A 14,533-nucleotide genomic window follows, 5' to 3' on the forward strand; every position below is an offset into this window, starting at 1 on the left:
CTGATCGGAAAAACTTCGCGCAAAAAAACCGGCTTGCGCCGGCTTTTTTGTTTGAGGGTCAGAGTTATCACTCTGACCCCGCTTGCCGTGACGCTGCTTGCCGATAGCGCTAGCGGTGCGGTACCGGGCGCGGCACCACGATCACGCGGCGCGGGTAATAACCGTAACCACCCCAGCCGCCCCAATACGGACCACCCCAGTACGGGCCGAAGCCCGGGCCCCAGAACGGGTCGTAGTAGCCCGGCGGGTAGTTGTAGATCACGCGCTTGGGCCAGAGGTAAACCACGTCGGCTTCCACGCGCGGATACGCATAGTCGAAATCGCCGACCTTCTGCGAGACCGTGCCATGGATGGTGCCGGTGATCGAGACCTCGCGACCTCGCGTGAAAACTTCCGGATCGTAGAAACCTTCGCGGCAGGCGACGAAGCGGCCCTGGTTGTCGGACTTGTCGCCCGAGGGACGCGCCTGGCTATCGAGGGTCTGCGACAGGACGTAGAAGCAGGTTTCCTGCGGACCGGGTTCGGTCTTGATGATCTCGCCGCCCCACCGAACCTTGGTGCCGCCAGCGCCACCCTGCTGCGCACTGGCCGTGGTGACCGGTGTGAAGTTGCCTTCCAGCGGCTTGGGGATCGTGGCGCAGGCGCCCAGCGTTACAGTGGCCGCCGCGAGCAACAACGGCTTGGTGATCGACATGGTTTGAACTCCCTGTGGGTAGCGGACCGCGGACGATCCGGGGGACGATGCTATTTGACCACGCGCGGCGGTCGGAATTCCCTTGCCAGCCTTACGAATCGACGCGCCAGTTCAGGTGCCGGTTCGCTACGGGCATAAGTGAGGTGGATGTATAGGGTGGCCAGACTTTCCAGTTCCTTACGTTGCGCTGGCCAAAAACGGGCGGCGCGTGAAAAATAGTGTCCAGGTGCTTCACTGGCCCGTGATGCCAGGCCGCGCCGTGCAAGCCTGGCCTTCAATCGTGCCAATGCGCGCTGGGCTACCTCGCCTTCCGGGCGTCGGTAGAGCGCCCAAGCCAGTCCGATGGCTGCCAGCAGGCACATGCCGCCGGCAAGGATCGTCACCAGCATGGAAGGTGGTGCTTCGCGTACGCCGAAAGGTTGCAGCAGGCTGCGCTGGCGCAGGGCGTCAAAGCCAGTAACGCCCTGGGCCCATAAGCGGTTGACGATGTCCCAGCGATTGCGTGCGGCCTGCAACCACGCTGGCTGATACCACGGGCCGCTGCCATCGGCGGCAGCCGTGCCGTCGGCGGCGATGCGTTCGGGCCGCACCGCAGCGGTGGGATCAAAACGCACCCAGCCGCGCCCTGCCAGCCACACCTCCGACCAGGCATGGGCGTTGGATTGCCGCACGAGCAGATATTGCCCCAGGCGATTGTAGAAACCGCCCTGGTAACCGGTGACTACGCGGGCAGGAATGCCGGCGGCGCGCATCAGGAAGGTGAAGGCCGAGGCATAGTGTTCGCAAAATCCCTCGCGGGTGTTGAAGAGGAAATCATCGATACTGTCCCGCCCCAGCGGGGCGGGAGCCAGCGTGTAACGGAAACCGCCATCATGGAACAGCCCCAGCGCTGCCCGGGCGATGCCTTCGTCGTTCTGGCCGAAGGTCTGGCGCCACTGCTGGGCCAGCGCACGTGCGCGGGGATCGAAGTTGGGCGGCAGCTGCAAGCCCAGGCGCCTGGTGTTGTCGTCGAGGTCGGCCTGCAGGCCGTAGCCCAGCGCCGAACTCAGACGGTAGCGGCGCACTTCGTCGATGCGGTCGTTGGACGATAATTCGCGGTCGGCCGACAACCGGGCTCCTTCCGGTGCAGCCATGGGGACGTCCAGCGCCGGCAAGGTGCGGCGATGGGTAGCCTCCAGGGTAATTTCATAAGTCGCGACCGGTCCCTGCGGCAGCAATCCGGCCACCGCGCCACGGCGACCGTAACCATGGTCCCAGCGCCGGCCGTCGAAATTCCACATGACGAAAGCTCGGAAATAGCGTTGGTCGGGGCGGGGAGCCGCGCCATCGAATGACACACGCATGGCGGGCGAATCGTCGGTGAGGAGCTCGGTGAGGTCGCCCGGCGACATACTGGAGGACAACCCCGGCTTCGCCGCATCGGCCGCCGGCGCCCCCCATAGCGGTTCGGAAAGCCGCGGCACGAAGAGGAAGGCCAGGAGCGCCAGCGGTATCGCGGCGGCAAGCAGTCCCAGCGACGGCAACGCTGCCTGTGCGATCGTTCCCTGCACCTGGCCTGGTTCAAGCGAACGCAGGCTCATCAGTGCCGGCACGATGGCCAGCGCAACCGCCACGGTAACCACCAGGCCCTGGTCGGAGAGCAACGCGGCCATCAGCGCGAAGCAGGCAAAGGCGACGGCCACGCGCACGTCGCGCGCGGTCTCGCATTCGAACGTCTTCAATACCAGCAGGCCCACGGCGAAGGCGCTGCCCGGTTCTCGGCCGAAGAGGTTGCCGTACCAGACGATGATGCCCACCAGCAGGCCCAGGGTCAGCGGAAGTTTCAGCCACATGGGCGTCTTGCCCGGCCGGTGCCGCCGCCGCCAGTGGCTGGCCAGCAGCGCGACGCCAAGTAAAAGAGTGAGCCAGATGGGTAAATGCGATGCATGGACGGCGACCACCCAGGCCATGGTGATGCAGACCAGGTTGAAGGTCCCGGCCGAAATCGGTGCCTCGCGAACCTTGTGGGTGAGTGCGTAGAGGAAATTCATGGATGCAGGGCGAGGGCGGTCATGCAACGGTGGAAATGTTCATCGCCCTGGGCGACATCGAACAGGCGGTCGGGCAACGCCAGGCTCCAGCGATGGCCGCCTTCATGGGCTTCGTTGACCCAGCGCGCCAGCCGCGCGATGCGCGACTCGTTATCCATGCCGTGAATCGACTGCCACGACAAACGCCACTCGGCCTCGGGCGCAGGTTGCTCCATATCCTTCACCAGGAGGAATTCATGCCGCGCACTGAGTTTCCATGCGATCTGCCGGCGTGGGTCGCCCGGCCGGTACATGCGCAGCGCCGCCGGTTCGTCGCCCGGGTGCGGTCGTCCCCGTTCGGCATCGAGCGAGGGCTCGCGCGGCGGTGGACCGAAGGCTTCCGCCCGCGGATACACCAATATCTTGTGGTCCGGATGCAGCCAGCTCCAGGCCCGGAACATGCCCAATGGCCACGTGGTGAACAGGCGCATCCGCGGCATGGCCATGTAGCCGCGTTGTTCGGTCGGCCGTGCAAGTTCAAGCGTGGCGGGCGATCCGGCAGTGATCGCCAATGCCAGGCGGCGGCCGTCGATGTCCAGTTGCAGCGAGTGGCGCGGGCGCCGTCCCGGCGCGATGCCGATGGTCAGTGGCACGTCCTCACCGGCCACGACTGTCTGCGCACGGATCGCCGTCAGGGCGACACCGTCGAGCGTGCGGAACGCCACCAGCATGCTGCCGGCGCCGGCGGCTCCCAGCAGGCACGTGAGCAGCAGCGCTGAGTTGTTCGAATAGTTCAGCGCGCCGAGCACCATCACCGCGAGCAGCACGGTGAAGCCCAGGCCGAAGCCGGTAGGCACGATGTAGATGCGGCGCCTGTGCAACGCGATGGGCAATGCCTCGGGGCCGCGCAGCCGTGTCAGCGACGGCAGCCGTCGTTCGGCCCTGCGCAGCACGGCCGACCATGCCCGCCCGGCAGGGGTCATCCGACCGCGACTTCCGCCAGGATGGCGCGGGCAATGGCTTCGCGATGGGCGCCCTTTCCGGGGATAAGCCGATGCGAGGCGGCGGGTACGAACAGTGCCTGGATGTCTTCGGGAACGACGTAATCCCGCCCACTGGCCAGGGCCCACGCGCGGCTGGCCGCCAGCAGGGAAAGCCCCGCGCGCGGAGACAAACCAACGCGTATGTCAGGGTGTCGGCGCGTGGCGCCAAGCAGAGCCTGCAGGTAATCGAGCAGTGCCGGGCTCACCGTCGTGGCAAGCGATTGGATATACAACATCTCCAGCGCCGCCCCGTCGAGGGTGGGCTGTAACTGGGCAAGGATGTCGCGGCGGTCGGCGCCGGACAGCAGCGCGCGTTCGGCGGCGGCATCGGGATAGTCCAGGTTCACGCGCAGCATGAAGCGGTCGAGCTGAGAATCGGGCAGCGGAAACGTGCCGGCGAGGTCGAGCGGGTTTTGAGTCGCCACCACGAAGAATGGCTGGGGCAGCGCATGGGTGACCCCGTCCACCGTGGCCTGGCCTTCGGCCATGGCTTCGAGCAAGGCGCTCTGCGTTTTCGGCGAGGCGCGGTTGATCTCATCGGCCAGCAGCAGCCGGGTGAAGATCGGGCCCGGATGGAATCGGAACGTGCCACCATCGCGCTCATACACGCTGACGCCGATAATGTCGGAGGGCAGGAGATCGGACGTGAACTGGATGCGCTGGAAGTCGAGGTCGAAGGTTGCCGCCAGGGCATGGGCGAGGGTGGTCTTGCCCACGCCAGGTACGTCCTCCAGCAGCAGGTGGCCGCGGGCGATAAGGCAGGTGAAGGCCAGCTTCACCTGGCGCGGTTTGCCCAACAGCACGCTGTTGACCTGTTCGAGCCCGGCGTCGAGCCGGCGTTTGATGGAGTCGTCGCGAATCGGTTTAGGTGCGGACATGTGCGGGAAAGGCTGCCAGTGAGGATGGACCGGGGCCCGGGCCATGACCGAACCAGTGTAGTGGCCGCCCGCGATGGCTGGCGAGATGCATTCCTCGTGGCGTTCCTTACGGTGCAGGTGGTGAAGTTCGTCATCGCCGCGCGCCTGTCGCCTTTTGTTGATGAAGCCTTCTACTGGATGGAAAGCCGGCGCCTGGATATCGGCTATAGCGACCTGCCAGCGCTCACCGCCTGGCTGATCGCCGCCGGTGAACACGTGCTGGGGCACGGCTTGCTGGGCATGCGGCTGATGTTTCTGCTGTTGGGTGCTTGCCTGCCCTGGCTGGTGGTGGGCCTGGCGCGCCAGTTCGGCGACAGGCGCCAGGGCTGGCAGGCGGCCTTGCTGGCTCTTGCCTTGCCGTTGGCGGGAAGCCTTGGTGTCATGGCGCTTCCCGATGTACCCCTCACCGTCGGCGTCACCCTGGCCGCGCTGGGGCTCATCCGTGCCTTCGAGCGTGATCGGTGGGGCGACTGGTGCCTGGTCGGCCTGGGCCTGGCCATCGCCTGGCTTGCCCATTATCGGGCGGCGATGCCGATGCTTGCCGGCTTGTTGCTTTTCACCCTAACGCCACGCGGTCGCGCGCGATGGACGCGCCCTGGATTCTGGTTGGCCATGGGCATCGCCGGGTTGGGCCTGGTGCCGATGGTTATCTACAACCTCCGCCAGTCGGGCGTAGGCCTGGCCTTCCAGCTGGTTGACCGCAACCCCTGGCGGTTCCATGCCGACGCTCTGGTGCAGCCAGTGGAGCAGGCCCTGGCCTGTACACCGCTGCTCTACGGCTGCCTGCTCTGGGCCGCCTGGCAGGCCTGGCGCCGCCGTGCGCAGGCGCCGTGGGATATCGTCGCCACGCTGTCGATCACCTACATCGTGGCCTGGTTTGTGTTGGGCCTGTTCGCCGACGACCTGCGTTTCCGTGCCCATTGGCCCCTGCAGGGATACCTGCCCCTGGTTGCCGTGCTTCCGGTGTTGTGGCGTGGGGCGGATCGTCGCTGGGTGATTGCCACGGCCGGCCTGGCAGCGCTCGGCCTGCTTGCAGGTTTTGGTTACCTGGCCCTGGCTTCATCACCGACGGGCGCCGGGCGACTAGCCGGATGGAAGGCTTTCCCGGCCAACTTCACCGGCTGGAAGGAGGCCTCCGACGCCATGGCGCCACTTCTGGCCGCCCACCCTGGCGCCATCCCGGTGGCTGACAACTTCAAGCTGGCCGCTGAACTGTCTTTCGCGCTGGATCGCCCCGTTCGTAGCCTGGACAGTCCGTTGAACGTGAAACATGGGCGGGCGCCACAGCTGGCTGCCTGGCACCTTGACGAAGCCGGGTTTGCCGCGACGAAAGGGGCGCCGATCGTGCTGGCGGTAGATGAGTCTTCACTTCGCGAAGAAGAGCGCCTGCCGTGGCGAATATCGCTTTGTTCGCGTGTCGATGCACCGATACCGGCAGGCCGCCTTGATCTCTTCGACGGACGCAAGCGCGTCGCCTTTTACCTGGCGCGGATACCGGCGGGGCCTATGCCGCAGGTCACCGCCAGCCAATGCGTGTTCGTGGTCCAGGCCGACAGGGCGGTGACACCCCCGGGCGTGCCCGGTGGCTCCGGAAACTAGCCGCTTGAGGGCCGGATATGGTCGCGCACGGCGACGTCCAGCGCATGCTGGGCTTCATCCAGGTCGCGCAGGCCCGGCTCGATGCGCTGCCGGGCCTTGGCCAGGGCCTGGACGGCGTTGTCGAGGTCGGCCTGGCTGGCCGAGGGCGCCTCGTCGCGGATCCAGATGCGCTGTTGGAGCAGGGCACGCAAGCCTGAGTCGAGCGCATGACGGGCCTGTTGTTCGCCGGCCGCCGGTCGGTCGGGTGTCTCGGCCATCATGGCGTGGGCGCGCTGGAGGCGGATCCGGCATTCTTTCAGGTCCGACTCCAGGCGGTCGGCGTGGTCGACCAACGCTGCAAACGTGCGCTGGCGGCGGCGTGTCCGCCCCTGGCTGAGCATGGCGGCCAACCCGGCGAGCACCAGGGCGACGAAAATACCGGCGAGGATCGCCGGAGCAGGGACATTCACGGGTGTATTGTCTCCTTCGCGCCCCGGCCGTCAGGCAGGGCCCAAGTCTGCCGCAAGGCCGGCCATCACTGCAAAACCCAAGGTGCCCCAAGTCGCAAGTGCTTCAGAATAGTTGACTTCCTGGCGTCGGCTACCTACCATTTCCCGATTATGTCCGTGACTTTGCCCTCGTCCCTGGATGTGTGGCGCATGGTGACGGCGCGGCGCAGCTTCGAAGGATCCTTACCGGTATCGGGTCTCACCCGCCTGGTAGAGGTGCTTGCGGCGCCGGACGGCGAGATAGCCTACACGGTGGATTTCGGTCGGGATGAGTTCGGGGTGGCGTATGTGGCCATCCGTGCTAACGCGCCCCTGACAGTCACCTGCCAGCGCACGCTAGAGCCGTTCGTGTTGCCCGTGGTTATCGACATGCGTCTCGGCCTGATCACCGACGAGAGCGACGAAGCCGCGTTGCCGCCGGGTTACGAGGCCTTGCTGGTGGAAGACGATGGGCGCGTGGCCATGGCTGCGGTCATCGAGGATGAATTGCTGTTGGCGCTGCCGCTGGTCCCGGTGAATCCGGACAGTACGCTGCCCGAAGAACTGGTGGCCCCCGACGAAGAACCTCCGTCGAGCGGTCGTACCGATAACCCGTTCGCCGTTCTGGGCGAACTCAAGAAACGCTAGTTTTCGCTGGAGATAGATCATGGCCGTTGCCAAGAGCCGCAAGACCCCGTCCACCCGCGGCATGCGCCGTTCGCACGACGCGTTGAAGACCGTGCAGCTGTCCACCGATCCGACCAGCGGCGAGGTGCACCTGCGCCACCACGTCACCAAGGACGGCTACTACCGCGGCAAGAAGGTCATCCAGACCGCAGGCCCGGTGGTCGAAGAAGATTGATCCACGCGGAGGGCTTTCGCCCTCCGTTGACTGGACTGTCACCGACAAGGCGGCGCGGAAACGCGCCGCCTTGTTTTCGTACGTCCGTTCCGGGCCCTTGAGCATGCGCATTCCATACCCTCGCGCATCCGGCCGTTCGATGGCACCATCAGCCTTTTGACCTTCAGCCAGGCCACCGCATGACCACTGCTTCGCTCGCCTTCGTATTCCCAGGACAGGGCTCCCAGGCCGTGGGCATGCTCGCCGAGCTTGCCGCCGCCCATCCGGAAGTGAAGACGACCTTCGATGAAGCTTCCGCCGGTGCTGGACGCGACCTATGGGCGCTGTCCCAGCAGGGTCCGGAAGATGACCTGAACCGTACCGAGAACACCCAGCCGGCCTTGCTGGCGGCAAGCGTCGCCGCGTGGCGCGTGTGGCATTCCCTGGGCGGCGCAACACCGGCCATGCTTTCGGGCCATAGCCTGGGCGAATACAGCGCCCTGGTTTGTGCCGGCGCCCTGTCGCTGCACGATGCCGCGGGCCTGGTGGCCGAGCGTGGCCGCCTGATGCAGCAGGCCGTGCCGGCTGGCGTGGGCGCGATGGCCGCCATCCTGGGCGGCGATGATGAGCATATCGCCCAGGTCTGCGCCGACGTGGCGCAGGGCGACATCGTCGCGCCGGCCAATTTCAACTCGCCGGGCCAGCTGGTGATCGCAGGCCACGCCGCCGCCGTGGACCGCGCCATCGCACGCTTGGCGGAGCTGGGTGTAAAGAAGGCCATCCGCCTTGCCGTTTCGGTGCCTTCGCACAGCATGTTGATGCGCGAGGCTGCCGATCGCCTGGGCGAGCGGATGGGCGCGGTGGCCTGGAGCGAGCCACGCATCCCGGTGGTGCAGAACGCCGACGCGCAAGTACACCTTGGCGTGGATGCCATCCGTGGAGCCCTGCAGCGCCAACTGTACCTACCGGTGCGCTGGACGCAGTGCGTGCAGGCGCTTGGCGCCGCGGGCATCACCCGGGTGATCGAGTGTGGACCGGGCAAGGTGCTCTCGGGCCTGGTCAAGCGCATCGACAAGGCCATCGAGGCTCGCCCCATCGGTACGCCCGACGACCTCGCCGCCGCGCTGGCGTGATCCACTTCAAAACCCCAAGGAAACTCCCATGACCCATTCCCTCGCCGGCGAGATCGTCCTGGTGACCGGTGCGAGCCGCGGTATTGGCGCTGCCATTGCCGACACACTCGCCCAGGCCGGCGCCACGGTGATAGGCACAGCCACCAGCGATGCCGGCGCCGCGGCCATCGGCGAGCGCATGGCAGCCTCCGGTGGCCATGGCCGTCGCCTGGACGTAACCGACCCCGCCGCCGTCGAGGCACTGGTGGATGAGATCGGCAAGACCTTCGGCGCGACTTCGGTGCTTGTGAACAACGCCGGCATCACCCGCGACCAGCTGCTGATGCGCATGAAGGAAGAGGACTTCAACGACATCATCAACACCAATCTCACATCAGTGTTCCGTACTTCGAAGGCGGTACTGCGCGGCATGATGAAGGCGCGCAAGGGACGCATCATTTCCATAGCCTCCGTGGTGGGTGTCACTGGCAACCCGGGGCAGGCGAATTACGCGGCGGCCAAGGCGGGCATCATCGCGTTCTCCAAATCCCTGGCCAGGGAAATCGGTTCGCGCGGTATCACCGTGAACGTGGTGGCGCCGGGTTTCATCGATACCGACATGACACGCGCGCTTTCGGCCGAACAACGCGAGGGCCTGATGGGCCAGATCGCCCTGGGACGGTTGGGCGATGTCTCGGACATTGCCCATGCGGTGGCCTTCCTGGCTTCTGCGCAGGCGGCGTACATCACCGGTGAGACGCTCCACGTGAACGGCGGCATGTATATGCCCTAGGGGCAAGGTGGCGCGGCGGCCGGGCCGCCGATTCGCCTCAGGACAGGTTTTAGTGGACAATCACGCTTTCGCGCCGGCCAAACGGGCTTTCGCGGACATTTCAGTGCTGGCGGCGGGCGCTGGCGGCCCCTTGGGGTTAGCCACTACAATGCCGCCGGCTTTTTCCCTCGGGAGGTATTGGTAACCATGAGCACCATCGAAGAACGCGTTAAGAAGATCGTCATCGAACAGCTGGGCGTCAAGGAAGATCAGGTCACGGCCAACGCGTCGTTCGTCGACGATCTGGGCGCGGATTCGCTGGACACCGTCGAGCTCGTCATGGCGCTCGAGGAAGAGTTCGAGACCGAGATTCCCGATGAGGAAGCGGAGAAGATCACTACCGTTCAGCAGGCCGTCGATTACATCAAGGCCCACTCCAAGGACGCCTGATCATCCGCTGATCGGTTGGTCCGCCCGATGGGCCAGCCATCATCGAGCACCATCGAACGCTGCGCCACAAGGCGCAGTTTTCGTTTCTGCATTTCGTAACCTGCGCCCGCGTATGGTTGCGGGACTGGCACGCTTAAGGAAGTTACGCATGAGCAAACGACGTGTGGTTGTCACCGGTATGGGCATCGTCTCGCCCGTCGGCAACGATATCGCCACCGCCTGGTCCAACGTGGTCGAGGGCCGGAGCGGCATCGGCCCGGTGACGCATTTCGACGCCAGCGGTTATGCCACGCGCATCGCTGGCGAAGTCCGTGATTTCGACGCCTCGGCATGGGTACCGCCCAAGGACGTCAAGCGGATGGATCATTTCATCCATTACGGCATCGCCGCCGGCATGCAGGCTTTCCGCGATTCCGGTTTCACCGTCACTGAACAAAACGCCGAGCGCATTGGCGTGGCCGTGGGCGCCGGTATCGGCGGCCTGGACACCATCGAGTCCACCGCGCTGGAGCTCGCCGCGCGCGGTCCGCGCAAGGTTTCGCCGTTCTATGTGCCCAGCTCGATCATCAACATGATCTCGGGGCATCTTTCGATCTACCTGGGCCTGACCGGCCCGAACATTGCGCTGGTGTCGGCGTGCACCACGGCTGCGCACAACATCGGCATGGCCATGCGCCTGATCCAGTACGGCGACGCCGATGCGATGATCGCCGGCGGTGCGGAGTTCGCCACTACGCCCACGGCCATGGCCGGCTTCTGTTCGGCACGCGCCATGACCACGCGCAATGACGACCCTGCCGGTTCCAGCCGCCCGTGGGATGCCGGGCGCGATGGTTTCGCTCTGTCCAATGGTGCCGGAGTGCTGATGCTCGAGGAATACGATCATGCCAAGGCGCGCGGTGCCAATATCTATGGCGAGATTGTCGGTTTCGGCATGAGCGGCGATGCGTACCACATCACCGCCCCCAGCGGTGATGGCGCGGCACTGTGCATGAAGAACGCACTGCACGATGCCGGCGTGAACCCGACCGACGTCGACTACGTCAACGCGCACGGCACATCCACGCCCGTCGGCGACCTGGCCGAGGTGGGCGCAGCGAAGAAGATCTTCGGCGATTACGCCTACAAGCTTGCGATGAGCTCCACCAAATCGGTCACCGGGCACCTGCTTGGTGCAGCCGGTGGCGTCGAGGCCATCTTCTCGCTTCTGGCCATTCGCGATGGCGTGATCCCGCCGACGATCAACCTGGAGCAGCCCGGCGACGGTTGTGACCTGGACTTCGTGCCCAACACCGCGCGGCAGGCCAAGCTGGACATCGTGATTTCCAACTCGTTCGGCTTCGGCGGTACCAACGGTACGCTCGCCTTCCGGCGCGCCTGAGGCAGCGGCTGGTCGTGGCGCACGTTACCCGCCACCTGGCCGGCCGCCGCGACCTGCTCGCACTGGCCGCCGCGCGGCCCGCACGTTACCCCGGCCTGCTCGACAGCGCCGTGCGAGGTACCGCGCAGGCGCGTTACGATCTTCTTTTCGCCTTCCCGCAAGGTGAGCTTTGCCTGGGACGCGATGGCATCGTCCGTGACGGTGAGCGTGTGCTTACGCGTGGTTTCCTCGATGCGCTTGATGAAGCCTGGCACGATCAACACACCGGGCCGCGCAGTGACGGGCTGCCCTTTACCGGTGGCTGGATGGTGTTTTTGGGCTATGAACTGGCCCGTGAAGTAGAGCCCAGCCTGTGGCTGCCGGCTGAGCCCGGAAACCTGCCGATCGCGATGGCGCTGCGCTGCCCGGCTGCGATCATCATCGATCACGAGCTCGACCAGACCATCCTCGTGGCCGAGTCACGCTACGCAGCGCTCATCGACGAGATGGCCGCCGACCTCGAACAGGCCGAGAACGCCGAGCCCTGGGCGCCATTGCCCGCACCTTTGTCGATAGATGAAGACGAAGCGGCAAGATTCCTGGACGGCGTGGCGCGTATCCATGAGCACCTTGCCGCCGGTGACATCTTCCAGGTGAACCTCTCCCGTCAATGGCGCGCGCGATTTGCCGAGCCGCTGCCACCGGCGCAGCTGGCCGCCGCGCTGCGCGCGGCCAATCCCGCCCCTTTCGCCGGGATGCTGCAGTGGCGCGAATGGGCCATTGTCAGTTCGTCACCCGAGCGGTTGGTGTCTTCGCGCGACGGCGTGGTGCAGGTGCGGCCGATTGCCGGCACCCGCCCGCGCCATGCCGACGATGACGACGCGCGCATGGTGCAGGAACTGCACGCCCATCCGAAGGAACGTGCCGAGCACGTGATGCTGATCGACCTGGAGCGCAACGACCTGGGCCGCGTCTGTGAGCCGGGAAGTGTCCAGGTCGATGAACTGATGACCGTGGAGTCCTACGCCCATGTGCATCACATCGTCAGCAATGTGCGTGGACGGTTGCGCGAAGGCGTGACACCTGGGCAAGTCATCGCCGCCACCTTTCCCGGCGGCACCATTACAGGCTGTCCGAAGGTGCGTTGCATGCAGATCATCGCTTCGATCGAGGGCGTGGGGCGGGGGGCTTACACCGGGTCCATGGGCTACCTCGACCGCGACGGCAGCATGGATCTCAACATCCTCATCCGCACCATGACCCTGGAGGGTACGCGGCTGAGCTTGCGCGCAGGCGCGGGCATCGTCGCCGACTCCGATCCCCAGCGTGAACTGGCCGAGACCCGGGCCAAGGCGAGGGGCATGTTGCGGGCACTGGGCGACCTGTCTTGAACGACCCCCGCCGCTTGCGCGTGGATGGACGGGCGGCCACTGGGTTGCCCGCCGACGACCGCGGCCTGGCGTACGGCGACGGCCTGTTTGAAACCTTGCGGGTGGTGGCGGGCAGGGCGCCGCTGTGGACGTGGCATATGGAGCGGCTGGAGGAAGGTTGCCGCAGGCTCCGCCTGGCATGTCCGGTATCAGGCTTCCTTGCTGATGAAGTTTCAGCGGCTGTCGATGGTCTTGATGACGCCGTGGTTCGCATTACCTGGACAGCCGGCAGTGGTCCCCGGGGTTACGCGCGCCTGGCCGCGTCCCAGGGACGGGTGATCGTGGCCGCCTCGCCCATGCGCCAGGTCGATGCTTTTGTTGCTACCCATGGCGTGGCCTTGTTCGAATGCGCCACGCGCTGGTCGTTGCAGCCGAAGCTTGCCGGCATCAAGCACCTCAACCGGCTCGAACAGGTGCTTGCGCGTGCCGAATGGGACGATCCCTCCTTCGCCGACGGCCTGATGCTGGACACCGATAGCCGCGTGATCAGTACCACCGCGGCATCGATCGGCCTGGTGGTCGATGGCGTGCCGATGTTTCCGGCCCTGAATCGCTGCGGAGTCGCTGGCGTGGGCCGGCGCCTGGCCCTGGCGAGCCTGCCGGACGCGGTCGAAACGGATATCGGCCGTGCCATGCTGGATTCAGCCTCGGAAGTGTTCCTTGCGTCCTCCGTTCGCGGCATGCTTCCTGTTCGCGCCATCGGCGACCGGCAATATGCAACAGGTCCCGTGGCCAGAGGCCTGCAGGCGGCGTGGACCAACGCCGGCATGCCACCCTTGTGCCACCCGGAGCAACCATGAAGCATCCACGTGGCCGCGCACTGCTGCGCCCGCTACTTGTCCTGGTCATGCTGGCCCTCGTGGCCGCGGCCGGTTTCCTCGGGTTCGGCTACATGCGGTTCACCCATGCCCCGCTGGCTATCCCGTCGGCGGGCGACACCATCGATGTCGGCCGCGGCACCTCCTTCCGGGACATCGTGGCGGACCTGCGTGCCCGTGGCGTCACGCGCGCGTCGCCATGGTATTGGCGGGTGCTGGCGACGCGGATGGGTGTGGCAGGGCGCCTGCATGCTGGTGAGTATGCCCTCCCACCCGGCATCACCCCGCGCGGCCTGCTGGACAACATGGCGGCAGGTCGCGTGATCCAGCGTTACATGACGATCGTCGATGGCTGGACGTTCGTTGATGTGCGGCGCGCGCTGGCACGTGCCGACAAACTCTCGCAGGTGGCGGCAGGCCTCTCCGATGACGAAGTCATGAAACAGATCGGCGCACCCGGGCAGTTTCCCGAAGGGCGCTTCCTTCCCGAGACCTATGCCTACGTCAAGGGCGACAGCGACCTGGATATCCTGAAGCGTGCCCATGCCGCCATGGCCAAAGCCCTGGGCCAAGCGTGGGCCGGGCGTGCCACCGACCTGCCGCTGGCTTCGGCTGACGATGCCCTGGTGCTGGCGTCGATCGTCGAGAAGGAAACCGGACGTGCGGACGAACGACCGCGGATCGCCGGTGTGTTCGTGCGGCGGCTGCAGCAGCATATGCTGCTTCAGACAGATCCCACCGTGATCTACGGCATGGGCGCGGCCTACGCCGGCAACATCCACAAGGCAGACCTGAGTCAAGACTCACCCTACAACACCTATACCCGAGCCGGCCTGCCGCCGACGCCGATCGCCATGCCAGGCAAGGCCGCTCTCGAAGCCGCGACCCATCCGGCGCCGGGCAACGAGTTGTATTTCGTTTCGCGTGGCGACGGCAGCCATGTGTTTTCAGCCTCGCTCGCCGAACACAATCGGGCAGTGGCCTGTTACCAGCTCCATCGATGCCAGTGACGTCCCCTGCA

Annotated in this window: 15 protein-coding genes; 10 read left to right on the forward strand and 5 right to left on the reverse strand. The window is 65.9% G+C overall.

The genetic code is table 11. The features are described from left to right. Nucleotides 1-109: 109 nt before the first annotated feature. The 4 genes from VGM61_RS15930 to VGM61_RS15945 are packed head-to-tail and all read right to left on the reverse strand — an operon-like array spanning nucleotide 110 to nucleotide 4,624. Nucleotides 110-694: a Slp family lipoprotein gene (locus VGM61_RS15930; protein WP_331523859.1), complete on the reverse strand. Its 585-nt coding sequence runs from the start codon at nucleotides 692-694 to the stop codon at nucleotides 110-112. A gap of 50 nt (nucleotides 695-744) precedes the next feature. Beyond that, on the reverse strand, nucleotides 745-2,724 hold the full coding sequence (locus VGM61_RS15935) for a DUF3488 and transglutaminase-like domain-containing protein (RefSeq protein ID WP_331523860.1): 1,980 nt from the start codon (nucleotides 2,722-2,724) through the stop codon (nucleotides 745-747). Continuing rightward, nucleotides 2,721-3,686 (reverse strand): DUF58 domain-containing protein, encoded by a 966-nt coding sequence (locus VGM61_RS15940; RefSeq protein WP_331523861.1) that lies wholly within the window; start codon nucleotides 3,684-3,686, stop codon nucleotides 2,721-2,723. The genes VGM61_RS15935 and VGM61_RS15940 overlap by 4 nt, the downstream gene beginning before the upstream one ends. Continuing rightward, on the reverse strand, nucleotides 3,683-4,624 hold the full coding sequence (locus tag VGM61_RS15945; protein ID WP_331523862.1) for a MoxR family ATPase: 942 nt from the start codon (nucleotides 4,622-4,624) through the stop codon (nucleotides 3,683-3,685). Before VGM61_RS15945 ends, VGM61_RS15940 begins: the two co-directional genes overlap by 4 nt. Nucleotides 4,625-4,684: 60 nt before the next feature. Here VGM61_RS15945 and VGM61_RS15950 point away from each other — a divergent pair, with 60 nt between their 5' ends. Further along, entirely contained in the window at nucleotides 4,685-6,262 is a 1,578-nt protein-coding gene (locus tag VGM61_RS15950) for an ArnT family glycosyltransferase (RefSeq protein WP_331523863.1), read from the forward strand. Here the strand turns inward: VGM61_RS15950 and VGM61_RS15955 are convergent. Continuing rightward, on the reverse strand, nucleotides 6,259-6,711 hold the full coding sequence (locus tag VGM61_RS15955; RefSeq protein ID WP_331523864.1) for a hypothetical protein: 453 nt from the start codon (nucleotides 6,709-6,711) through the stop codon (nucleotides 6,259-6,261). The genes VGM61_RS15950 and VGM61_RS15955 overlap by 4 nt on opposite strands. Before the next feature lie 150 nt (nucleotides 6,712-6,861). Between VGM61_RS15955 and VGM61_RS15960 the strand changes: the two genes are divergently transcribed. From VGM61_RS15960 to mltG, 9 genes are all read left to right on the forward strand, one after another. Further along, nucleotides 6,862-7,377: a YceD family protein gene (locus tag VGM61_RS15960; RefSeq protein ID WP_331523865.1), complete on the forward strand. Its 516-nt coding sequence runs from the start codon at nucleotides 6,862-6,864 to the stop codon at nucleotides 7,375-7,377. 19 nt (nucleotides 7,378-7,396) lie between these two features. Beyond that, nucleotides 7,397-7,591 (forward strand): 50S ribosomal protein L32, encoded by a 195-nt coding sequence (rpmF, locus tag VGM61_RS15965; RefSeq protein WP_250625830.1) that lies wholly within the window; start codon nucleotides 7,397-7,399, stop codon nucleotides 7,589-7,591. A 179-nt stretch (nucleotides 7,592-7,770) separates the two neighbouring features. After that, a complete protein-coding gene (gene fabD / locus VGM61_RS15970; protein WP_331523866.1) occupies nucleotides 7,771-8,703 on the forward strand; it encodes an ACP S-malonyltransferase in 933 nt (310 codons plus the stop codon). A gap of 28 nt (nucleotides 8,704-8,731) precedes the next feature. Beyond that, the gene (gene fabG, locus VGM61_RS15975) at nucleotides 8,732-9,475 is read left to right on the forward strand and encodes a 3-oxoacyl-ACP reductase FabG (RefSeq protein ID WP_331523867.1); all 744 of its coding nucleotides are present in this window, start codon (nucleotides 8,732-8,734) and stop codon (nucleotides 9,473-9,475) included. A 186-nt stretch (nucleotides 9,476-9,661) separates the two neighbouring features. Then, nucleotides 9,662-9,904, forward strand: coding sequence for an acyl carrier protein (gene acpP / locus VGM61_RS15980; protein WP_331523868.1), 243 nt, complete (start codon nucleotides 9,662-9,664; stop codon nucleotides 9,902-9,904). Between the two features lie 148 nt (nucleotides 9,905-10,052). Beyond that, complete coding sequence (gene fabF, locus VGM61_RS15985) at nucleotides 10,053-11,285, forward strand: beta-ketoacyl-ACP synthase II (protein ID WP_331523869.1); 1,233 nt, start codon at nucleotides 10,053-10,055, stop codon at nucleotides 11,283-11,285. A gap of 14 nt (nucleotides 11,286-11,299) precedes the next feature. After that, on the forward strand, nucleotides 11,300-12,655 hold the full coding sequence (locus VGM61_RS15990; protein WP_331523870.1) for an aminodeoxychorismate synthase component I: 1,356 nt from the start codon (nucleotides 11,300-11,302) through the stop codon (nucleotides 12,653-12,655). Continuing rightward, nucleotides 12,652-13,494, forward strand: a complete 843-nt coding sequence (gene pabC, locus VGM61_RS15995) for an aminodeoxychorismate lyase (protein ID WP_331523872.1) — start codon at nucleotides 12,652-12,654, stop codon at nucleotides 13,492-13,494. The genes VGM61_RS15990 and pabC overlap by 4 nt, the downstream gene beginning before the upstream one ends. Continuing rightward, complete coding sequence (gene mltG, locus VGM61_RS16000) at nucleotides 13,491-14,522, forward strand: endolytic transglycosylase MltG (RefSeq protein WP_331523873.1); 1,032 nt, start codon at nucleotides 13,491-13,493, stop codon at nucleotides 14,520-14,522. The genes pabC and mltG overlap by 4 nt, the downstream gene beginning before the upstream one ends. The last annotated feature ends 11 nt before the right edge of the window (nucleotides 14,523-14,533 follow it).

Source organism: Pinirhizobacter sp. (assembly GCF_036499745.1).
GTDB lineage: Bacteria > Pseudomonadota > Gammaproteobacteria > Xanthomonadales > Rhodanobacteraceae > Pinirhizobacter.

Excerpts from the sequence above, each read along its gene's own strand:
- VGM61_RS15930 (WP_331523859.1), bottom strand. The coding sequence starts at position 694 with ATGTCGATCACCAAGCCGTTGTTGCTCGCGGCGGCCACTGTAACGCTG.
- VGM61_RS15940 (WP_331523861.1), bottom strand. The coding sequence starts at position 3,686 with ATGACCCCTGCCGGGCGGGCATGGTCGGCCGTGCTGCGCAGGGCCGAA.
- acpP (WP_331523868.1), top strand. The coding sequence starts at position 9,662 with ATGAGCACCATCGAAGAACGCGTTAAGAAGATCGTCATCGAACAGCTG.
- VGM61_RS15945 (WP_331523862.1), bottom strand. The coding sequence starts at position 4,624 with ATGTCCGCACCTAAACCGATTCGCGACGACTCCATCAAACGCCGGCTC.
- VGM61_RS15935 (WP_331523860.1), bottom strand. The coding sequence starts at position 2,724 with ATGAATTTCCTCTACGCACTCACCCACAAGGTTCGCGAGGCACCGATT.
- VGM61_RS15960 (WP_331523865.1), top strand. The coding sequence starts at position 6,862 with ATGTCCGTGACTTTGCCCTCGTCCCTGGATGTGTGGCGCATGGTGACG.
- fabF (WP_331523869.1), top strand. The coding sequence starts at position 10,053 with ATGAGCAAACGACGTGTGGTTGTCACCGGTATGGGCATCGTCTCGCCC.
- fabG (WP_331523867.1), top strand. The coding sequence starts at position 8,732 with ATGACCCATTCCCTCGCCGGCGAGATCGTCCTGGTGACCGGTGCGAGC.
- mltG (WP_331523873.1), top strand. The coding sequence starts at position 13,491 with ATGAAGCATCCACGTGGCCGCGCACTGCTGCGCCCGCTACTTGTCCTG.
- rpmF (WP_250625830.1), top strand. The coding sequence starts at position 7,397 with ATGGCCGTTGCCAAGAGCCGCAAGACCCCGTCCACCCGCGGCATGCGC.
- fabD (WP_331523866.1), top strand. The coding sequence starts at position 7,771 with ATGACCACTGCTTCGCTCGCCTTCGTATTCCCAGGACAGGGCTCCCAG.